This is a genomic window from Streptomyces sp. NPDC048751 (assembly GCF_043198595.1).
In the GTDB taxonomy this organism is placed as follows: Bacteria; Actinomycetota; Actinomycetes; order Streptomycetales; family Streptomycetaceae; genus Streptomyces.
The window spans coordinates 113,080-134,273 of the sequence record NZ_JBICUX010000003.1 but is presented as its reverse complement, the minus strand read 5'-3'; the positions used below and the strand labels follow the sequence as shown (position 1 = coordinate 134,273).

Sequence of the window (21,194 nt, the reverse complement as noted above, 5' to 3'; positions counted from 1 at the left end):
GATCCGGCGGAGAGGGTTCCAGGATGAGCAGCGCATCGGTGTCGGCCCACGGTTTCGTGATCGTCCGGGGGCGGGGCTATCGGCCCGAACAGGTCGACGCGTATGTCGCGGCGCTCTCCGACGATCGTGACGCCGCCTGGGAGCGGGCCGCCCGTCTCACCGTGCTCGCCCGGGACATGGACGAGGAGGCGGAGTGGCTGCGGGAGGCCGTGACACACCTCGCTCCGCAGTCGTACGAGGCGCTGGGGGAGCGTGCCCGGCGCCTTTTCGAGCTGGTTGAGGAGGAGGCGGCGGCCGAGCGGGAGCGTGCGCGGTGTGAGGCGCGGGAGTGCCGTGCCGAGGCGGAGGCGGACGCGCTGGAGGTACGCCAGGGGGCGCAGGAGGAGTCCGATGCGCTGTGTGCGGAGGCCGAGGAGCGCGCCCGTCAGTGGTTGCTCGCGGCGCGGGCCGAGGCGGACGAGCTCCGGGTGAGTGCCCGGCGGGAGGTGAAGGAGAGCCGGGGTGAGGCGTTGGCCGCGCTGCGGGAGATGCGCCGGCGCACCACCGCGATGCTCTCCGAGCAGGGCAATGAGTTCGCCGAGCGGATCGCCGAGGTGGAGCGGGAGGCTGCCGAGCGGGCTGCCGAGCTGGACGCGCGGCACGCCCGGTCGGTGACCCGGGCGGAGGCGGCGCTGTCCGAGGCGAAGCAGGCGTTCGCCGAGGTGGAGGAGTCGGCCCGGCGGCGGCAGGAGGAGGCCCAGGCCCGGGCCACGGAGCTGCTGGCCGAGGCGCGGGCGTGCGAGGAGCGCATCGCGCGGGAGACGGAGCGGGTGCTGCGCGAGCACGCGGAGCGCTGGGACGAAGTGCAGGCGCACATGGACCACGTGGCCAGCAGCCTGACGGCGCTGACGGGACGGGTGGCGGAGTAATCCAGAGCACCGAGAGCACCGAGAGCACCGAGAACACTGAGAACACCGACGACACCAAGAACGCCGCGAGGAGTCGTCATTGCCGTCAGCAGCCGTCAGGAGCGCCGTCGGGCCGTCAGCTTGCAGCCCCCTCCCGTTCGCCGGGATCTGCCAGCACCGGGAAGCGGCGTGGGGCCACGCACAGCAGGACCAGGAACGCCAGGGCCGCCGCGCAGGCCGCGCCCTGGTAGACCGCGTGCACGGCGTCCGCGATGGCGTGCCGGGTGGATTCGGGGGCGGCGCCCGTGTCGAGGGCCCCGGTGACCGACTCGAGGTCGCCGGCGCCGCCGAGGCGCGCGGCCAGCACGCCGTTGGCGATCGCGCCGAAGACCGCCGCGCCGACGGTCTGGCCCGTCTGACGGCAGAACAGTACGGACGCGGTCGTCGTGCCGCGTTCCGCCCAGCCGACCGTCGACTGGACGCCGACGATCAGGGGGAGTTGGAAGAGGCCGAGGGTCGCGCCCAGCAGCAGCATCAGCAGTGCCGGCTGCCAGGCCTCGCCCGGGTACGGCAGGAACGGGAACGCGAACAGCACGAGCGCCGCCGCGCCGATGCCGAGCAGCGCCGTGTCCCGGAAGCCGATCCTGCGGTAGACGTGCTGGCTCAGCGCGGCCGACACGGGCCAGCTCAACGTCCATACGGACAGCACGAATCCGGCGGCGACCGGGCCGAGGCCCAGCACCGACTGCGCGTACGTCGGCAGGAAGACCGTGGGGGCCACCATCAGCAGCCCCAGCGCGCCCAGTGCGAGGTTGACCGCGGCGATCGTACGGCGGCGCCACACCCACCCCGGGATGATCGGCTCGGCCGCCCGGCGTTCGACGGTCACGACCAGCGCGGCCAGTGCCAGTCCCGTGGCGAACAGGGCGAGTGAGGGCGGCGACAGCCAGGGCCAGGCCACGCCGCCCTGCACCAGTGCGGTCAGCAGGACGCCGCCGCAGGCGAACACCGCGAGCGCGCCCGGCCAGTCCACGCGCGCGTGGGGGCGTGCTTGCGTGTGCGGCTGGGATGCCCGCCGCGACTGCCGTTGCGGTTCGTGGAGATGGCGGGCGATCAGCCACAACGCCACCGCGCCGATCGGCAGGTTGACGAGGAAGATCCACCGCCAGTCGGCGTACGCCGCCAGCAGTCCGCCGATGCCCGGGCCCGCGACCGCCGACACCGCCCACACGGTGGACAGCTTGGACTGGATCTTCGGGCGCTCCTCCAGGGGGTACAGGTCGGCGGCGAGCGTCTGCACCGTGCCCTGCAACGCCCCGCCGCCCAGGCCCTGGACGACACGGAACGCGATCAGCGCCGCCATGTTCCAGGCGAGCGCGCACAGCAGGGAGCCCAGCAGGAACACGGTCGCGCCGACGATCAGCACGGGTTTGCGGCCGAAGGTGTCGGAGAGCTTGCCGTAGACCGGGAGGGTGACGGTGACGGCCAGCAGGTAGCCGGAGAACAGCCAGGAGAAGACGGAGAAGCCGCCGAGGTCGCCGACGATCTGCGGTACGGCGGTGGAGACGACGGTGGAGTCCAGGGCCGCCAACGCCATCGACAGCATGAGCGCGGCGACGACGGCGCCCCGTCTGCCGGTGGCCGTGCGCCGTGCGGTGTCGCGTGTCGCCGGTGTCGTACCGCTCACCCGCAGTCCCCTCCCGTGCCCCTTGCATCTATCTGCCGTCGGACAGCTTCCCATTGACCCTCACGCGGCGGGAGGGTGCAGGCTGGGTGCACCGAAGGGTGGAGCCGACCCCGAGAAGCGCTCCACCCGGTGGTGGACGGCCCCTAGGGGTACCTCCGTACTACGGCTGGGGGAGGGTTCGTACCGCCGGAGGACGAGACGGCACGGGGGCGCTCCTTAACCTGGCTTTACGCCGTCGGGGGGCGGCCACCGTCACCACCGGGGGGTGGGGTTAACCCCCCGTGAAGAGGGTGCCGAGCACCAGCGCGCCCGGCACTCCCGCGGCGACAGACTGAGCGACGTACCGACCGGCGGGCGCACCGCCACAGCACCGCACCGCGGCACCGCCGCAGCGACGAGCAGGGCGCACGCACTGCGGACCGGTGCACCCAACCGCTGACCGATATAGGAGACATACCGTGACATCGGCTGTGACCATTCCCAGGCACGGGGGCACTGGAGGGCGTACGGCCGTTGCCGCGCGGGCGCGGCAGGTCGTCAAGGCGTACGGGTCCGGGGAGACCCGGGTCGTCGCCCTCGACCACGTCGACGTGGACATCGCCCGTGGACAGTTCACCGCGATCATGGGGCCCTCGGGGTCCGGCAAGTCCACGCTGATGCACTGCCTCGCCGGGCTCGACACCGTGACGAGCGGTCAGATCTATCTGGACGAGACCGAGATCACCGGTCTGAAGGACAAGAAGCTCACCCAGCTGCGCCGGGACCGGATCGGCTTCATCTTCCAGGCGTTCAACCTGCTGCCGACACTGAACGCGCTGGAGAACATCACGCTCCCCATGGACATCGCCGGCCGCAAGCCCGACAAGGGGTGGCTGGACCGGGTCGTGGAGACCGTCGGGCTCGCCGAGCGGCTCAAGCACCGCCCCACCCAGCTCTCCGGCGGCCAGCAGCAGCGTGTCGCCGTGGCCCGCGCGCTGGCCGCCCGCCCCGAGATCATCTTCGGTGACGAGCCGACCGGAAACCTCGACTCGCGCGCGGGCGCCGAGGTCCTCGGCTTCCTGCGCCGCTCGGTGGACGAGCTCGGGCAGACCATCGTGATGGTCACGCACGACCCGGTGGCGGCCTCGTACGCGGACCGGGTGCTGTACCTCGCCGACGGCCGGATCGTCGACGAGATGTTCAAGCCGACCGCGGACGCCGTCCTCGACCGCATGAAGGACTTCGACGCCCGGGGGCGCACGTCATGACCGTCATGAAGACCTCGATGCGCAACTTCTTCGCGCACAAGGGCCGTATGGCCCTGTCGGCGGTCGCGGTGCTGCTGTCGGTCGCCTTCGTGTGCGGGACCCTGGTGTTCACCGACACGATGAACACCACCTTCGACAAGCTCTTCGCGGCGACCTCCTCGGACGTGACCGTCAGCGCCAAGGGTGCCTCCGACACCGGTGAGACCACCTCCGACAACGGCAAGCCGCCGGTCATGCCGGCCGCCGTCCTCGGCAAGGTGCGGGGGGCCCAGGGTGTGAAGTCGGCGGAGGGGAGCGTCTTCTCGACCTCGGTGACCGTCGTCGACGCCGACAAGGACAACCTGTCGCCCTCCAGCGGCGCGCCGACCATCGTCGGCGGCTGGAACGCCAACGAAGCCCGCACCATGAAGATCACCTCGGGTGCGGCGCCGAAGACCTCCGGTCAGGTCATGGTCGACGAGGACACCGCCGACAAGCACCACCTGAAGATCGGTGACGAACTCGGCGTGATCAGCGCGGTCGGCAACCACACCGCGAAGATCTCCGGCATCGCCGCCTTCACCGTCACCAACCCCGGTGCCGCGATCTTCTACCTGGACACGAAGACCGCGCAGCAGTGGCTGGTCGGCGAGACCGGCGTCTACACCAACGTCAACGTCACCGCCGCGACCGGTGTCACCGACGCGCAGCTGAAGAAGAACGTCGTCGCCGAACTCGGCGGCGCCTACAAGGTGCAGACCGCCAAGGAGACCGCCGACGCCAACCAGAAGGACGTCGGGGAGTTCCTGAACGTCATGAAGTACGCGATGCTCGGCTTCGCCGGGATCGCCTTCCTCGTCGGCATCTTCCTGATCATCAACACCTTCTCGATGCTGGTCGCCCAGCGCACCCGCGAGATCGGCCTGATGCGCGCCATCGGCTCGTCCCGCAAGCAGGTCAACCGCTCCGTGCTGGCCGAGGCGCTGCTGCTCGGCGTGTTCGGTTCGGTGCTCGGCGTCGGCGCGGGCGTCGGCCTCGCGGTCGGGCTGATGAAGCTCATGGGCATGACCGGCATGAACCTGTCCACCGACGACCTGACCGTCGCCTGGACGACACCCGTCATCGGCCTGGTCCTCGGCGTCGTCGTCACGGTCCTCGCCGCCTACCTCCCGGCCCGGCGCGCCGGCAAGGTCTCCCCGATGGCCGCCCTGCGCGACGCCGGCGCCCCGGCCGACGCCAAGGCCGGCCGGATCCGGGCGCTGCTCGGCACCCTCCTCACCGGCGCCGGCGGCTACGGCCTCTACCTGGCCGGCACCGCCGACCGGGCCAAGGACGGCTCGCTCTGGCTGGGCCTGGGCGTGGTGCTGACACTGATCGGCTTCGTGGTCATCGGCCCGCTCCTCGCGGGCGGTGTGGTCCGGGTGCTGGGCGCGGTCGTGCTGCGGATGTTCGGTCCCGTCGGACGCATGGCCGAGCGCAACGCCCTGCGCAACCCGCGCCGTACGGGGGCCACGGGCGCCGCCCTGATGATCGGACTGGCGCTGGTCGCCTGCCTGTCCGTGGTCGGTTCCTCCATGGTCGCCTCGGCCACCGAGGAGCTCGACAAGACCGTCGGTACGGACTTCATCATCCAGAACGACCGCGGGCAGCTGGTCACCCCGCAGGCCGTCCAGGCCGTGAAGAAGACGCCGGGACTCGAGCGGGTCACGGAGTACAAGTGGTCCCAGGCCGACTTCACCACTCCCGACGGCAAGACGCTCGACAAGACCGCGGTCACCGCGGCCGACCCGACCTACACGACCGACGTGCGCACCGAGACGGTCGCCGGCAAGCTCGCGGACGCCTACCGGCCCGACTCGATGTCCGTCCACGAGGACTTCGCCAAGGACCACAAGATCAAGATCGGCTCCAAGATCTCCGTGGCCTTCAAGGACGGCTCCACCGCCAAGCTGACGGTCCGCGCGATCACCAGCAGCGACGTCGTCATCGACCAGGGCGCGATGTACACCTCCATCGCCACGCTGGCCAAGTACGTCCCCGCCGACAAGATGCCGCTCGACTCGGTCGTCTTCGCCACGGCGAAGGAGGGGCAGCAGGACACCGCGTACAAGGCGCTGAAGTCCGCGCTGCACGACTACCCGCAGTACCAGGTCCGTGACCAGACCGACTACAAGCAGGCGCTGAAGGACCAGATCGGCCAGCTGCTCAACATGATCTACGGCCTGCTCGCGCTGGCGATCATCGTGGCCATCCTCGGTGTCGTGAACACCCTGGCGCTGTCGGTCGTCGAGCGGACCCGCGAGATCGGCCTGATGCGTGCCATCGGCCTCTCCCGCCGCCAGCTGCGCCGGATGATCCGCATGGAGTCCGTGGTCATCGCCCTCTTCGGTGCCCTCCTCGGCCTGGGCCTGGGCCTGGGCTGGGGCGCCACCGCCCAGAAGCTCCTCGCCCTCCAGGGCCTGACGGTCCTGGAGATCCCCTGGCCGACGATCACGGGCGTCTTCATCGGCTCGGCCTTCGTGGGCCTGTTCGCCGCGCTGATCCCGGCGTTCCGGGCGGGCCGGATGAACGTACTGAACGCGATCGCGACGGAGTAGCGATCGGGGCCTCGGGGGCCTCGGGGGCCACGGGGGCCACGGGGGAGCCCGGCGCCGAGAATCCACGGGGGTGGTTCTCGGCGCCGGGTGCGTTCGTGTGTTCAGCCTGTCCGGCTTTTGAGGACGAGGCCCGTTCAGGGCCGAAGCGGGGGTCTGGGGGCGCGGCCCCCAGGGACGGGACGGGTAGGGGCGGCGGGGGCGAGAACACCGCGACGCCCGCACACACACCACGCACCCGCTCCCCAGGGTTGTCCACAGCCCCCAACGGTCACGCCGTCAGCGACGTACGCTGGATGGACCCCCGGCCCGCAGCGCGTGTCGGGCGGTCCGCGATGCCCACCCCCGGACGAAAGCCGCCCCCGAATGAGCCTGCACGGTCTGCTCGACGCCGTAGTCAAGGACCCCGCCCTCGCGGAAGCGATCAAGGCGGCCGCAGACGGCAACCGCATGCACGTCGACCTGGTCGGCCCTCCCGCGGCCCGCCCCTTCGCGATCGCGGCCCTCGCCCGCGAGTCCGCCCGTCCCGTCCTCGCGGTCACCGCCACCGGCCGGGAGGCCGAGGACCTCGCCGCCGCCCTGCGCTCCCTGCTCCCGGCCGACGGCGTCGTGGAGTACCCCTCGTGGGAGACCCTCCCGCACGAGCGCCTGAGCCCCCGCAGCGACACCGTCGGCCGCCGCCTCGCCGTTCTGCGCCGCCTGGCCCACCCCCGCCCCGACGACCCCGAGACCGGCCCCGTCTCCGTCGTCGTCGCCCCCGTCCGCTCCGTCCTCCAGCCGCAGGTCAAGGGCCTCGGCGACTTGGAACCGGTCGCCCTGAGGACGGGCCAGACCGCCGACCTGAACGCCATCGTCGACGCCCTCGCCGCCGCCGCGTACGCGCGTGTGGAGCTCGTCGAGAAGCGTGGCGAGTTCGCCGTACGCGGCGGCATCCTCGACGTGTTCCCGCCCACCGAGGAACACCCCCTGCGCGTCGAGTTCTGGGGCGACGACGTCGAGGAGATCCGCTACTTCAAGGTCGCCGACCAGCGCTCCCTGGAGGTGGCGGAGCACGGCCTGTGGGCCCCGCCGTGCCGCGAACTGCTGCTCACCGACGACGTCCGCGCACGCGCGCGTGCTCTCGCCGAGCAGCACCCCGAGCTGGGCGAGCTGCTCGGCAAGATCGCCGAGGGGATCGCCGTCGAGGGCATGGAGTCGCTGGCGCCGGTCCTGGTCGACGACATGGAGCTGCTGATCGACGTACTGCCGAAGGGCGCCATGTCGATCGTGTGCGACCCGGAGCGGGTCCGCACGCGCGCGTCCGACCTCGTGGCGACGAGCCAGGAATTCCTGCAGGCGTCCTGGGCGGCCACCGCCGGCGGCGGCGAGGCGCCCATCGACGTCGGCGCGGCCTCCCTGTGGTCCATCGCGGACGTCCGCGACCGGGCGCGAGAGCTGGACATGATGTGGTGGTCGGTGTCGCCGTTCGCGGCCGACGAAGAGCTCGACGCGGACACGCTCAAGCTCGGCATGCACGCCCCGGAGACGTACCGCGGCGACACCGCGAGGGCGCTGGCCGACACCAAGGGCTGGCTCGCCGACGGCTGGCGCGCCGTCTTCGTCACCGAGGGCCACGGCCCGGCCACCAGAACCGTCGAGGTGCTCGGCGGGGAGGGCATCGCCGCCCGCCTCGACATCGACCTGGAGCGGCTCAGCCCGTCCGTGGTGCACGTGGCGTGCGGCTCGATCGACTACGGCTTCGTCGACCCGGCGCTGAAGCTCGCCGTGCTCACGGAGACCGACCTGACCGGCCAGAAGGCCGCCGGCCGCGACGGCGCCCGGATGCCCGCCCGCCGCCGCAAGACCATCGACCCGCTCACCCTGGAGGCGGGGGACTACATCGTCCACGAGCAGCACGGCGTCGGCCGCTACATCGAGATGGTGCAGCGCACCGTGCAGGGCGCCACCCGCGAGTACCTGGTGGTGGAGTACGCCCCCGCCAAGCGCGGCCAGCCCGGCGACCGCCTGTACATCCCCACCGACCAGCTGGAGCAGATCACCAAGTACGTCGGCGGTGAGGCCCCGACCCTGCACCGGCTCGGCGGCGCCGACTGGACGAAGACGAAGGCCCGCGCGAAGAAGGCGGTCAAGGAGATCGCCGCCGACCTCATCAAGCTGTACAGCGCGCGCATGGCCGCCCCCGGCCACGCCTTCGGCACGGACACCCCGTGGCAGCGCGAACTGGAGGACGCCTTCCCGTACGCGGAGACCCCCGACCAGCTGACCACGATCGCCGAGGTCAAGGACGACATGGAGAAGTCGGTCCCCATGGACCGCCTGATCTGCGGCGACGTCGGCTACGGCAAGACCGAGATCGCCGTGCGGGCCGCCTTCAAGGCCGTCCAGGACGGCAAGCAGGTCGCCGTCCTCGTCCCGACGACGCTGCTGGTGCAGCAGCACTTCGGCACCTTCTCGGAGCGCTACTCGCAGTTCCCGGTCAACGTACGGGCGCTGTCCCGCTTCCAGACCGACACCGAGGCGAAGGCCGTCCTGGAGGGGCTGCGCGAAGGTTCGGTCGACGTCGTCATCGGCACGCACCGCCTGTTCTCCTCCGAGACCAAGTTCAAGGACCTCGGCCTGGTCATCGTCGACGAGGAACAGCGCTTCGGCGTCGAGCACAAGGAGCAGCTGAAGAAGCTGCGCGCGAACGTCGACGTGCTGACGATGTCCGCGACCCCGATCCCCCGGACGCTGGAGATGGCGGTGACCGGCATCCGAGAGATGTCCACGATCACCACCCCGCCGGAGGAACGCCACCCGGTGCTGACCTTCGTCGGACCGTACGAGGAGAAGCAGATCGGCGCGGCCATCCGCCGCGAACTGCTGCGAGAGGGCCAGGTCTTCTACATCCACAACCGGGTCGAGTCGATCGACCGCGCGGCGGCCCGGCTGCGCGAGATCGTCCCCGAGGCGCGGATCGCGACGGCCCACGGCCAGATGTCGGAGTCGGCGCTGGAACAGGTCGTCGTCGACTTCTGGGAGAAGAAGTTCGACGTGCTGGTGTCGACGACGATCGTCGAGTCCGGCATCGACATCTCCAACGCCAACACCCTCATCGTGGAGCGCGGCGACACCTTCGGCCTCTCCCAGCTGCACCAGCTGCGCGGCCGTGTCGGCCGTGGCCGCGAGCGCGGCTACTCCTACTTCCTGTACCCGCCGGAGAAGCCGCTGACGGAGACCGCCCACGAGCGGCTCGCGACCATCGCCCAGCACACCGAGATGGGCGCGGGCATGTACGTGGCGATGAAGGACCTCGAGATCCGCGGCGCGGGCAACCTGCTCGGCGGCGAGCAGTCCGGCCACATCGCGGGCGTCGGCTTCGACCTGTACGTCCGGATGGTCGGCGAGGCGGTCGCGGACTACCGGCGCCAGCTGGAGACCGGCGAGATCGAGGAGGAGCCGCCGCTCGAGGTCAAGATCGAACTGCCCGTCGACGCGCACGTCCCGCACGACTACGCGCCCGGCGAGCGGCTGCGCCTCCAGGCCTACCGCGCCATCGCCTCCGCCAACTCGGAGGAGGAGATCAAGGCCGTCCGTGAGGAACTCGTCGACCGCTACGGCAAGTTGCCCGAACCGGTGGAGAACCTGCTGCTGGTGGCCGGCCTGCGGATGCTCGCCCGCGCGTGCGGCGTCGGCGAGATCGTCCTCCAGGGCACCAACATCCGCTTCGCACCGGTGGAGTTGCGGGAGTCCCAGGAACTGCGCCTCAAGCGCCTGTACCCGGGGACCGTCATCAAGCCGGCCGCGCACCAGGTGCTGGTGCCTCGCCCGAAGACCGCGAAGGTGGGCGGGAAGCCGCTGGTCGGGCGGGAGTTGCTGGGCTGGGTGGGGGAGTTCCTGGCGTCGGTGCTGGGGTCGTAGGGAGCGGGGTTCGTGGGGTCGGTGCCGGGGTCGTAGGGAGCGGGATTCTTGGGGCCGGTGTCAGGGTCGCAGAGAGCGGGGTTCTTAGGGCCGGTGTCGGGGTCGCAGGGAGCTGACCCCGGCGTCGGTGCTGGGGGCGTGGGGTGACTGCCGGAGCTGTCATGGCGAGCGGAAGAGCAGGCTCGCCAGGTGGCGGAAGACCTCCTCGGGGTCCTGACTGCCCACCCGGTCGTCGAGGTTGTGGCTGAGGAGCAGCGTGGCGAAGCCGTGGGCCAGGGACCAGGCGGCCATGCCGGCGAGGCGCGCGTCGGCACCCCGGCGCTCGGCGGGGACGGCGGAGACGGCTCCGCGCAGGGCGTCGCCGGCGAGAGTGCGGGCGGTGGTCAGCTCCAGGTCGTTGGCGCGCAGTAGTTCCGGCGTGAACATCACCTGGAAGTGCGCGGGGTGCTCGCGCGCGAAGCGGACGTAGCGCACACCCGCGTCCTTCAGTTCCGTCGCCCCGCCGATCGTGGCCGCGAGCAGCCCGAACCCCTCCGCCGCGATCGCCGTCAGCAGCCCTGTGCGGTCCTTGAAGTGGTGCGCGGGCGCGGCGTGCGAGACACCGGCGCGGCGTGCGAGATCCCGCAGGCTCAGCGCGGACGGTCCGTCGGCGGCGATGACGTCGAGCGCGGCGGTCAGGATGGCGCGCCGTAGGTCGCCGTGGTGGTACGGGCGCTGGGGGCCTTGGGGGGCTTGGGGGCTTCGAGGGCTTCGAGGGATCCGTGGTGTTTCGGGCTGGTCTTCGGGCTGGTCTTCGGCTTGTGGCTGCGCGCGGCTCATGGCTTCAGCGTACGCGCAATCTAGGCATTGACAAGTTCGGATGGCTCGGGCAATCTTGTCAGTGTCAAGTTATGTGCTGGGCGGCGTTGCGCAGCGCTGAGCGGATGGGCGACGAGGGGGAGACGTCATGTCGGAACGCGTGGATGAGACGGGTGGCGCGGGTGAGGCGGGTGTCGTGGAGCCCGGTCGGGTGCGTCAGCTCTGGCACCTGCTGGAGCCCCTGCACGCGGTGCTGTACTTCGCCCCGGAGGTTCTCGAGGAGGCGGCGGCAGTCGGGTACGGCACGGGGGACCGCTGGTCGAGCTACTTCCCGTTCCGCGCCGCGCCGTTGGGCCCCGTGGGCAGCAAGGTGGTGGCCTCCGCCTTCTACAGCTTCTCGCCCGCCATGGTCGCCGCGTACATGGAGTCGGCGTGGTCGGTGGCAGGCCCCGAGACTGTACTGAAGGCACGACTTCGCGGCATGGACCGCGCGTACCGCACCCTGTTCGGCGACCGTGTCGACAGCTCCGAGTTGGCGGAGGCCGCCGCCCTGGCCCGCAGCGTGGCGGAGGCGGCCGACACGGCGGGGCGTCCGCTGGCCGCGGGCAATGCCGCGCTGGACTGGCCCGAGGAACCGCATCTGCAACTGTGGCAGGCGGCGACCGTCCTGCGGGAACACCGCGGTGACGGCCACCTCGCCGCTCTCCTCGTGGCCGGCCTGGACCCCGTCGAGTCGCTCGTCTCCTTCGCCGCGATAGGCGCCGCTTCCGTCGAACGCTTCGAAAGCCGCGGCTGGAGCGCGGACGAATGGGCGGCCGCGCGAGATCGCCTCGCCGCCCGCGGCCTGGTCCACCAGGACGGTACGGCCACGGAGGCGGGCCGCGAGTTGCGCCGCCGCGTCGAAGAGCACACCGACCAGCTGGCCGCCGGTCCCTGGCAGTCGCTCGACCCGAAGGCCCTGGACCGCCTCAACGAACTGCTCGGCGACTACTGGGTCGCGGTGCTCGGCTCCGGCCTGCTGCCTTCGGAATCGACGCTGGGGATAGGGAAGGTGTGAGCCGAGCCGACACGAGGTGAGCGGTCGCCGAGGCCGGCCTCGGCGACCGACGTGAGGAAAGCCGCCCACGACGTGAGGGAAGCCGCCCACGGGAGGTGGCCCTCGGGCGGCTGGTTCTCGGGCCCATGGTTGGTCGGGGCCTACGGCTGGTCGGGGCCTACGGCTGGTCGGGTCGGTCGCGGTCGCGGTCCATGCCGAGCGCGCCCTCAGCTCGCTGCTGCGCGGCGTCGACCTGGTCCTCGTACTTCCCGCCCGTCCTCTCGTTGACCCGTCGTTCCGCGGCGTCGGACATGTCCTTGGACTTGGCCTTGTCCCGCGCCTGGTTCTTGAACCTGTCGAAGATGCCCATGCAGAGCTCCTTCCGGAGGTGACTCACACCCGACGATACGCCCGAGATGTGAAGAATGCGCCTCGGGGACCGGTGCGCCCCCGACCACCCCAACGCCCCCGTGCGCCCGGCCGCTACGGTGTGCCCAGGCCTTACGAGGGCACCAGGGAAGAAACCGCCCCGCCCGTGCGGGGGCCGGGCGGACCGGCAGGCAAGGGGAGGGGCGCGCCGTGATGCGTCTGAGGGGCGGGGCCGTGGTCGCCGCTGTGCTGGTGCTCAGTGTGACGGGCTGCAAGGAACAGACCACGGGGTCCGCCGACCCCGGTCAGTCCGCCGGCGCCGGCGGCGGTGGCGGGGGTGCCGCCCTGGCGGCCGCCGAGTCGCTGATGGTGAAGGGGCGGGCGCCCAAGACGGGCTACGACCGCGACAGGTTCGGCACCCCCTGGGCGGACACGGACTCCAACGACTGCGACACCCGCGACGACATCCTCAAACGGGACCTGGAGGAGGTGAAGTTCACCGGCGGCACCTGCAAGGTCGCCTACGGCATATTGGAGTCCGATCCCTACTCGGGCAAGGACGTGACGTACCGGCGCGGCCGCAGCAAGGTGGACATCGACCATGTCGTCGCCCTCTCCGACGCCTGGCAGAAGGGCGCCAAGTACTGGGACGCCGGCAAGCGGATAGCTCTCGCCAACGACCCGCTCAACCTGCTCGCCGTCGACGCGAGCACCAACCGCTCCAAGGGCGACGGCGACACGGCGACCTGGCTCCCGCCCAACAAGGGGTACCGGTGCACGTACGTCGCCGCCCAGGTCGCCGTGAAGAAGAAGTACGGGCTGTGGGTCACCGCCGCCGAGAAGTCCGCGATGGAGAAGGTCCTCTCCGGCTGCCCCGGCCAGAAACTCCCCTCCGGCGGAAACCCGACCGAGGCGCCGGCACGGTTCCACTGAGCGGCGCGGCGTGACCACGCCCGGGCCCACGGTTTCCGTGAGGTCGTGGCCCCGTCCGCCCCAACGCCAAGCACCTGGAACCCTGTACCCCCATCGAGGAGTACGCCTACCGGACACGGGAGGACGGGCTGCCGTACGATCCGTGGCTGCGCGTCCACGCGCGGGCCGGGGCGGCCATCGCGGGCGTGGCACCGGCTTCGATGACGGTCGCCGCCTCCCTGGAGGAGTGGCGCCGCTGGACGGGGCTGCCCTTCGACACCGAGGGCGACGTCGAAGTGCCTGGCGCGCTGGTGCCGGTGCGGTGCGAGCCGCAGCGCGGGTATGCCGTGTACGTCGAGCCCAACGTGTGGATGCGACACCCGCTCTGACCGGGCCGGTCGCGCCCGTCGTCGGTCCGTGCAGCCGGCGCGGCGGGCTCAGCCGGAGAGCGCGTCGAGGTCCACGATCTCGCCCGTGGGCTTCTGTGCGGAGACCGGCTGGTCGAATTCGCTGAAGGTGATGGTGCCCGGGTCGTCCGCGGAGGTGCTGTCCATGCGCAGCAGATACGGCTTGCCCTCACTGGCGACGTAAAGGGTGTAACGGTCCTTGCCGTCGACGGCGTTCAGGACGAGCGCGGGCGTGCCGTCGAGCGTGGTCGTCCTGCCCCTGGACACCGTGGCGTCGGCACCGCTGTCGTGGGACGCGTCGGAGTCCACGCCCACGGGGCCCTCCAGCACCGAGTCCAGGTCGCAGAATCCCGCGATGTCCTTGGCGTCCTGGCCGGTGGCGGACATCTTGGTCCACTTGCCGGCGAGCATGGCCACGACCGCGTCGGTGTCCGACTTCGACTCGCCGTCGCTCTGGGCGCGCAGGAACGCCTCGTCGTACTTCATGTAGAGGATGTCCCCGGACTTGACCAGATCGGCCGTGCCCTGGCCGTTCATGCTCATCGTGCCGGCGCACTCGCCCTTCTTGTTCAGGGCCAGGTCGATCTGGATCGTGCCCTTGGTCTCGTCGTCGGGGACGTCGCCCTTGAAGCGCAGCGACGAGGCACCGGTGGTGGCGTCCATGGCCCGTTCGGCGATCTCCTCGGCGCTCAGTCCGGCGAACGGTTCCTTCGACTTGCCGGCCGCACTGGTCCGGCCGGACTGGCCGGACTTGCCGGACTGGCTGGAGTTGGTCGGCTTGTCTTCCGCCTTGTCCTGACCCGGGAAGCAGCCGGTGAGCCCCGTGGCGGCGACGGCGGTCAGGCAGAGGGCGGCGAGTGCGGTGCGACGCATGGGAGTTCCTTGGTGAGACGCGTGAGACTGAGGTGAGGTGATGCGCGGTGTGGTGATGCGCAAATGTGGTGTTGCGGGATGTGGTGATGCGGAGGTGAGGTGACCGTCGGATGCCGGACGGTCAGCCGGTCTTCTGCCAGTCCTTGCAGCCGGTCGTCTTGAAGTAGCCGTCCGAGGCGCTGATCGTGACGATGGCCGTGCCGGTCACGTTGTTGTTCGCGATGATCGACTCCAGTCCGTGCTCGGCGTTCTTGGCGCGCTCCCAGTAGCAGGAGTCGTCGGTGTTGCCGGTGGACTTGTAGGTGCCGGGGGTGACGTCGGCGCCGACGCGGAACATGCCGCCGTTGCCGGCCATCTTGGTCGTGGGGGAGCCCTTCGCCTTGGTGTCGACGGCCTCCCAGTCGTTGCAGCCGTTCGACTTGAAGACTTTGTCGGAGGCCTTGACGGTGACGTAGCTGGTGCCGCTGACGTTGTCGTTGGCCAGCAGCGAGTCCAGCTCGCCCGAGGCGTTCTTGGCGCGCTCCCAATAGCACATGTCGTCGGTGTTGCCGGTGGTGCGGTAGGTGCCGGGCTTGATGTCGGTACCGACCTGGAAGTCGCCGTCCCCCTCGAACGCGGCCTTATTCTCGGCCGCCTTCGCCTTCTCGCCCGCCCCCGCCTTGCCCGAATCCTTCTTGGTGCGGGGCGTCTTCTGCGCGGAGGCCGAAGAGCCCTTGTCGGTGGCGTCGGCCTTCTTCTCGTCGTCGCCGGCGTTCGCCGACACGACACCGATGACGACAATCCCCACGACGGCCCCCAGCGCGACCTTCCCCTTCATGCCCATGGCTGTTCCCTCCCCCAAGGCGTGGCAACTGCCTCCGTCCGGCAGTCGCCCGTTCGCTGGGTCAATAAGAGCATGTGCTGTGAACCGAGTCAACATGATTCACAGACGGGGATGTGTACACGGTCGTGAATGGGTGGATCTCACGTTCACCGGTATGCTCGGCGCCACACACCGGACGAGGGGAGCGGGGCGGGTGCAGGACAACGCGACAGAGGTGACCGCCGCCGGGATCGCACGGCTCGCCGGCGTCGGCCGCGCCGCCGTCAGCAACTGGCGTCGCCGTCACGCCGACTTCCCGAAACCGGTCGGCGGCACCGAGACCAGCCCCTCCTTCGCCCTCGCCGAGGTCGAAGCATGGCTGCGCCACCAGGGCAAACTCGCCGAGGTGCCGCTCCGTGAACGCGTCTGGCAGCAACTCGCCGGTCACCCCGAGGGCCCTGTCACCGCGCTGGCGCACGCCGGCTGCGTCCTGCTGCTCATCCACGACCGCCCCACCGTCTGGCTGGAGGTCAGCGCCGGCTCCGACGAGCGCCTCGCCGCGATGCTCACCGGCGCACTCGAGCAGGTGACCGCGCCGCGCCTGGGCCCCGTGAACTCCTCACCATCTGTGAACACCAAGCCCGCGGTTCACCCCCCGAACGGCGCCGCCCCCGCTGTTCACACTCCGGCGGTTCACGCTCCGGCCGTTCACGCCCCCTCCGGCCCCGAACTCCTGCCCTCCGCCCCCCTCTTGCGTGGCGTGGCGGAACTGGCCGCGGAGATGGGCGCGCGGCAGACCTTCGAATTCCTCATCGGCCGGCACCTCGACGCCAACCCGCGCCAGTACACACTCACGCCCACCGAGCTGGCCCGCCTCATGGCAGACCTCGCCGGACCCGCCGACAGCGTCCTCGACCCGGCATGCGGCACCGGCGCCCTGTTGCGGGCGGCCGCCACCCGTCCCGACCAAAGGCTGTACGCGCAGGACAGCGCGCCCGACCTCGCCGCGCTCACCGCGCTCCGGCTCGCCCTGCACACCCGGGCGACCGTGCACGGCGCCGCCGGTGACACCCTGCGCGCCGACGCCTACCCGGAGCTGCGCGCCGAGGCCGTCCTGTGCCATCCGCCGTTCAACGAACGCAACTGGGGCCACGACGAACTCGCGTACGACCCCCGCTGGGAGTACGGGTTCCCGGCGCGCAACGAGTCCGAGCTGGCCTGGGTGCAGCACGCGCTCGCCCGTCTCCAGGACGGCGGCACCGCCGTCCTGCTCATGCCGCCCGCCTCCGCCTCCCGCCGCTCGGGCCGCCGTATCCGCGCCGACCTGCTGCGCCGGGGAGCGCTGCGCGCGGTCGTCGCGTTGCCGGTCGGGGCGGCGCCGCCGTACAACATCCCGCTGCACTTGTGGGTGCTGCGCAGGCCGGGCAGGGCGCCCGCGCAGCCGGAGGTGCTGCTCGCGGACGTGGGGCAGTTCGCGACGGAAGGGCGCGGCGGGCCGGACTGGCGGGCCGTGCGGGAGGCCGTACTCGACGCCTGGCGCGGTTTCGACCGGGCCGGGACCCTCGACGAGCGCCCGGGGCTGGCTCGTTCCGTGCCCGTCATCGAGCTCCTCGACGACGACGTGGACCTCGCACCGGCCCGTCACCTGCCGCCTCCCGCGGCGGCCGAAGGCGCCGAGGCGCTCACGGCGGTGCGCGAGCGCCTCGGTGAGACGCTGCGTCTGACCGCCGACCTCACCCCGCCGCCCGCCGAGGCCGCCCAGGCCGCGCGCTGGCCGCTCACCACCGTCGGTGAACTGGCGCGCGGAGGCGCCCTCGTACTGCGCACCGGCGGAAACGGCGGCCACGCGCGCGTGCCCGTGCTGACGGACCACGACGTCCTGGCCGGGACGGCCCCCTCGGGGGCGCTGCCCGAGAGCGACGAGGAGGCCGTGCTCACCGGGCCGGGTGACGTCGTCCTCCCGGTGCTCGGCGGGGGCGCGGTCGCGCGCGTGATCGACGACGCGACCGGGGGCGCCGCCCTCGGCCGCAACCTCGTGCTCCTACGCCCCGATCCGGCGGCGCTCGACCCGTGGTTCCTCGCCGGTTTCCTGCGCGGCACCGCCAACAACCGCCAGGCCAGCAGCTACGCGTCCACCGCCACCCGTCTCGACGTGCGGCGCCTGCAACTGCCCCGGCTCCCTCTGGACGAACAGCGCCGCTACGGCGCCCGCTTCCGCGCCCTCGACGAGTTCGAGCGGGCGCTGCGCCACGCGGGCCGCCTCGGCGAGCAGCTCGTTCGCGGAATGTACGACGGCCTGACGGACGGCACGGTCACCCCGGACTGAGCCCCCTCCGGGCCGTCCCACCGGTCCCTCGCGCCTCGGTGCCAGGTCCGCCGCATCGCGTGAAGTGATCAGCACGACAACGGTTCGGTACAACCCGGGACCACTTGTCCGTGTCGGCCTATACGCTCGAAGCGGCAATCATGGGACCGGCGTTGTCGGACGCCGGCCGGCCTCGTACGTCCCTCTCAGGCATCAGGAGCTGTCATGCATGGCCACGGCTACACGCAGCCGGTGAAGCAGCCGCCCCACACGGGGTGGCTGGTCTTCGTGCGCGTGCTGTTCGTGGTGGTCTCGGTGTTCAGCATCGGTTTCCTGGCCTGGACGATGCTGCTGCGGCTGGCCATCGTGACCCGCAAGTCCCTCGACTGGGGCCTGTTCGTGGCCGTGCTGGCGATCGACGTGCTGAGCATGGTGCTGCTGGGCACGGAGCCCGGCGAGGAGGTCCACACCGCGGGCGGCTGGACGGGCATCGCGCTGCTCCTGGGCACGCTCGTGGCCGCGATCGCGTACTACCTCGCCGCGGAGATCCGCCACTTCCACCAGCTCCGCTACGGCCCCTACGCCGCCCCGAGCCCGCCGGCGTACGGCTACCCGCAGGCCACGACGCCGTACACCGCGCCGAGCCCGCACACCCCGCCCCCGGCGCCCCGCACGCCCGCGCCCCAGCAGCCGCACCACACTCCGGTACCCCGACCGCCGCAGCACACCCCGGTGCAGCAGACGCCGATACCCGCCCCCGCCCCGCCCCAGCGTCCCGCGCCCGCGCGGATCGACCAGGTGCGCGCGGAGCTCGACGAGCTCAGTGACTATCTGCGCCAGCAGGACGGACGGCAGGGCGGCCACAGCGAGGGCGGAAGGTGACCGTGGCGACAGGACGCGTCGTCGCCGGCCGGTACGAACTGGCCACGCTCATCGGGCAGGGCGGCATGGGCCAGGTCTGGACGGCCTACGACCGGCGCCTCGACCGGCGCGTGGCGGTGAAACTGCTGCGCCCCGACAAGGTGGCCGGCCAGGAGGCCGACGAGCTGCGCCGCCGCTTCGTGCGCGAGTGCCGGGTGACCGCCCAGGTCGACCACCCCGGCCTGGTGACCGTCCACGACGCCGGCAGTGAGGGCGAGGAACTGTTCCTCGTCATGCAGTACGTCGACGGCGCCGACCTCTCCGACCACCTTGCCGAGCACGACCCGTACCCCTGGCAGTGGGCGGTCGCGGTCGCCGCGCAACTGTGCGCCGTGCTGAGCGCCGTGCACGCCGTGCCGATCGTCCACCGCGACCTCAAGCCGCGCAACGTGATGGTGAAGCAGGACGGCACGGTCACCGTCCTCGACCTCGGTGTCGCCTCCGTCATGGACACCGACACCACCCGCCTCACGCACACCGGTTCGCCCATCGGCTCGCCCGCCTACATGGCGCCCGAACAGGCCATGGGCGGGGCGGTCGGCCCGTACACCGACCTCTACGCGCTCGGTGTGCTGCTGCACGAACTGCTCAGTGGAGACGTGCCGTTCTCCGGCTCCACGGCGCTCGGTGTGCTGCATCGGCACCTGTACGAGCCGCCGCTGCCGGTGCGCCGGACCCGTCCCGAGGTCCCCGAGGCGCTCGAAGCGCTGGTGCTGCGCCTGCTCGCCAAGGACCCGCAGCACCGGCCCGCCTCGGCGCAGGAGGTGTACGAGCACCTGGAACTGCTCCTGCCCGCGCGCGGGACCCCCACCGGGGCGCCCCTCGACCCGACGCGCCCCTTCCTCCGCCCGCACGCCCCCTGGCCGGACCGCGCCCGCACGCCCGCGCCTCAGCCGCAGGCCGCCCCCGCGCCGCCCGCGGCCGACAAACCGGACGTCGCCGCCGCCGTCGACGAGGTCAAGCGCCTGCTCGGTGAGGGCCGCATCACCCAGGCCGTCGACATCCTCGGCGCGATCCTGCCCGCCGCGGCCGAACAGCACGGCGAGCACTCCCCGGTCGTACGCACCCTGCGCAAGCAGTACGCGGCCACGCTCATGGACGACGGCCAGTACCGGCGCGCGCTGCCCGAACTGCGCCGCCTCGCCGACGAACGCGCCGCCGAGGCCGGCCAGGCCGACCCGCAGTCCCTGCGCTTCCGCTTCGACGCCGCCCAGTGCCTCGAACAGCTCGGTGAACCCGCGGCGGCGCTCGCCGAGTACCGCGCGCTGCTGCCGTACTACGAGAACCAGTACGTCGCCGGCGACCCCGAACTCGCCCTCGACGTGCGCCGCCGCATCGGCCATCTGCTGCTCGCCCTCGGCGACCGTGCCGCCGCCCACGACACGCTGGCCCGGCTGCTGCACGACGTGGAGCGGCTGCAGGGCCCCGGACACCCGCTCGCGGCGGAGGTTCGCCGCACCCTGCAATGGCTGGGACAGGTGCGCGGCTGAGTTTTTGCTGTGCCATGAAGGAATCTTGTGCGCCCCTGGGGACAGAGTTTGCCGAATCGGGTGGAGGTGCTGGTTAGGTTGCGATCCGTTTCGTAACAGCCAGCACAACCAGGGGTGGGGTTTCGGCGTGTCCAGCCATCGTCAGTCGAAGAAGCGCAGATACATCACGTGGGCCGTCGCCGGTGCGGCCGTCGTCGCCGGAGCGGGCCTCGCCGCGCAGACCTCCATGGCGGCGACCACGTGGCCCGCGCAGCGCACCTACACCGGTCGCGCCTTCGACACCTGCGCCGCGCCCTCCCTGTCCGCGATGAAGGCCTGGCACGGCGGCCTCTACGGAGCCGCCGCCGTCTACGTCGGCGGCAAGAACCGCGGCTGCTCCCAGCCCAACCTCACCGCCTCCTGGGTGAAGTCGGTCAGCACCGTCGGCTGGAAGCTCATCCCGCTCTACGTCGGCGCCCAGCCGCCCTGCCAGACCGGCTCCAGCCCCGAGAAGATCAGCGCCTCCACCGCCGCCTCCCTCGGCGCGAGCGACGCCGCCGACGCGGTCGCCAAGTCCGCGGCCCTCGGCATCAAGGCCGGCAGCCCGGTCTACCTCGACATGGAGTCGTACGACATCACGAACAAGGCGTGCAACGACGCCGTCCTGACGTACGTGCGCGCGTTCGACAAGGGGCTGCGCGCCAAGACGTACCGCAGCGGCTACTACGGCTTCACCAGCTCCAGCGCGAAGGCGATCGCGAACGCCACCGACAAGACGGACCTGCCGGGCAACCTCTGGTACGCGCTGTGGGACAAGCAGAACACCACCACCGCGGACTGGCCGTTCGGGGCGACCCAGTTCACCGATCACAGCCGGGGCCACCAGTACCTGGTCAACAGCAAGGAGTCGCGGGGCGGCTACACGATCACCGTGGACCGGGACGCGTGGGACGGCCCGGTGGCGATCACCGGCTGACCGCCGCGCTGGGGCGGGCCGGGCGCGGCGGT

The 21,194-nt window shown here is 71.5% G+C and carries 15 protein-coding genes and 1 pseudogene; 11 read left to right on the top strand and 5 right to left on the bottom strand.

Annotated features, from left to right (window positions below):
- Nucleotides 1-23: 23 nt before the first annotated feature.
- Nucleotides 24-908: a cellulose-binding protein gene (locus ACGFNV_RS12195; protein WP_393621677.1), complete on the top strand. Its 885-nt coding sequence runs from the start codon at nucleotides 24-26 to the stop codon at nucleotides 906-908.
- A 115-nt stretch (nucleotides 909-1,023) separates the two neighbouring features.
- Here ACGFNV_RS12195 and ACGFNV_RS12190 read toward each other — a convergent pair whose 3' ends face one another.
- Nucleotides 1,024-2,574 carry an MFS transporter gene (locus ACGFNV_RS12190; protein ID WP_393621675.1) on the bottom strand — a complete coding sequence of 517 codons (1,551 nt, stop codon included), beginning with the start codon at nucleotides 2,572-2,574 and terminating at the stop codon, nucleotides 1,024-1,026.
- Between the two features lie 458 nt (nucleotides 2,575-3,032).
- On the opposite strand from ACGFNV_RS12190, the gene ACGFNV_RS12185 reads away from it, so the two are divergent.
- The 3 genes from ACGFNV_RS12185 to mfd all read left to right on the top strand — a co-directional run bounded on the left by ACGFNV_RS12185 (nucleotide 3,033) and on the right by mfd (nucleotide 10,294).
- Entirely contained in the window at nucleotides 3,033-3,821 is a 789-nt protein-coding gene (locus ACGFNV_RS12185; protein WP_393621673.1) for an ABC transporter ATP-binding protein, read from the top strand.
- Complete coding sequence (locus ACGFNV_RS12180; RefSeq protein ID WP_393621671.1) at nucleotides 3,818-6,397, top strand: ABC transporter permease; 2,580 nt, start codon at nucleotides 3,818-3,820, stop codon at nucleotides 6,395-6,397. Before ACGFNV_RS12185 ends, ACGFNV_RS12180 begins: the two co-directional genes overlap by 4 nt.
- A gap of 363 nt (nucleotides 6,398-6,760) precedes the next feature.
- Nucleotides 6,761-10,294 carry a transcription-repair coupling factor gene (gene mfd / locus ACGFNV_RS12175; RefSeq protein WP_393621670.1) on the top strand — a complete coding sequence of 1,178 codons (3,534 nt, stop codon included), beginning with the start codon at nucleotides 6,761-6,763 and terminating at the stop codon, nucleotides 10,292-10,294.
- Between the two features lie 159 nt (nucleotides 10,295-10,453).
- Here the strand turns inward: mfd and ACGFNV_RS12170 are convergent, their stop codons facing one another.
- Nucleotides 10,454-11,113 (bottom strand): WHG domain-containing protein, encoded by a 660-nt coding sequence (locus ACGFNV_RS12170; protein ID WP_393621669.1) that lies wholly within the window; start codon nucleotides 11,111-11,113, stop codon nucleotides 10,454-10,456.
- A gap of 127 nt (nucleotides 11,114-11,240) precedes the next feature.
- On the opposite strand from ACGFNV_RS12170, the gene ACGFNV_RS12165 reads away from it, so the two are divergent.
- Nucleotides 11,241-12,149 (top strand): hypothetical protein, encoded by a 909-nt coding sequence (locus tag ACGFNV_RS12165; RefSeq protein ID WP_393621668.1) that lies wholly within the window; start codon nucleotides 11,241-11,243, stop codon nucleotides 12,147-12,149.
- Nucleotides 12,150-12,306: 157 nt separating this feature from the next.
- On the opposite strand, the gene ACGFNV_RS12160 is transcribed toward ACGFNV_RS12165, so the two are convergent.
- The gene (locus ACGFNV_RS12160) at nucleotides 12,307-12,498 is read right to left on the bottom strand and encodes an antitoxin (RefSeq protein WP_393621667.1); all 192 of its coding nucleotides are present in this window, start codon (nucleotides 12,496-12,498) and stop codon (nucleotides 12,307-12,309) included.
- Between the two features lie 212 nt (nucleotides 12,499-12,710).
- Here ACGFNV_RS12160 and ACGFNV_RS12155 point away from each other — a divergent pair, with 212 nt between their 5' ends.
- Complete coding sequence (locus tag ACGFNV_RS12155; protein WP_393622490.1) at nucleotides 12,711-13,430, top strand: HNH endonuclease family protein; 720 nt, start codon at nucleotides 12,711-12,713, stop codon at nucleotides 13,428-13,430.
- Nucleotides 13,431-13,798, top strand: a pseudogene (locus ACGFNV_RS12150) (N-acetyltransferase); the annotation flags it as partial.
- Between the two features lie 48 nt (nucleotides 13,799-13,846).
- Here ACGFNV_RS12150 and ACGFNV_RS12145 read toward each other — a convergent pair.
- Nucleotides 13,847-14,689, bottom strand: a complete 843-nt coding sequence (locus ACGFNV_RS12145; RefSeq protein ID WP_393621666.1) for a hypothetical protein — start codon at nucleotides 14,687-14,689, stop codon at nucleotides 13,847-13,849.
- Nucleotides 14,690-14,810: 121 nt separating this feature from the next.
- A complete protein-coding gene (locus ACGFNV_RS12140) occupies nucleotides 14,811-15,512 on the bottom strand; it encodes a hypothetical protein (RefSeq protein WP_393621665.1) in 702 nt (233 codons plus the stop codon).
- 193 nt (nucleotides 15,513-15,705) lie between these two features.
- Here ACGFNV_RS12140 and ACGFNV_RS12135 point away from each other — a divergent pair, with 193 nt between their 5' ends.
- The 4 genes from ACGFNV_RS12135 to ACGFNV_RS12120 all read left to right on the top strand — a co-directional run bounded on the left by ACGFNV_RS12135 (nucleotide 15,706) and on the right by ACGFNV_RS12120 (nucleotide 21,162).
- On the top strand, nucleotides 15,706-17,817 hold the full coding sequence (locus ACGFNV_RS12135) for an N-6 DNA methylase (RefSeq protein WP_393621663.1): 2,112 nt from the start codon (nucleotides 15,706-15,708) through the stop codon (nucleotides 17,815-17,817).
- A 204-nt stretch (nucleotides 17,818-18,021) separates the two neighbouring features.
- The gene (locus ACGFNV_RS12130; RefSeq protein WP_393621661.1) at nucleotides 18,022-18,678 is read left to right on the top strand and encodes a hypothetical protein; all 657 of its coding nucleotides are present in this window, start codon (nucleotides 18,022-18,024) and stop codon (nucleotides 18,676-18,678) included.
- Between the two features lie 38 nt (nucleotides 18,679-18,716).
- Complete coding sequence (locus ACGFNV_RS12125) at nucleotides 18,717-20,207, top strand: protein kinase (RefSeq protein ID WP_393622488.1); 1,491 nt, start codon at nucleotides 18,717-18,719, stop codon at nucleotides 20,205-20,207.
- A gap of 127 nt (nucleotides 20,208-20,334) precedes the next feature.
- Nucleotides 20,335-21,162, top strand: coding sequence for a glycoside hydrolase domain-containing protein (locus ACGFNV_RS12120; RefSeq protein WP_393621659.1), 828 nt, complete (start codon nucleotides 20,335-20,337; stop codon nucleotides 21,160-21,162).
- Nucleotides 21,163-21,194: the final 32 nt, after the last annotated feature.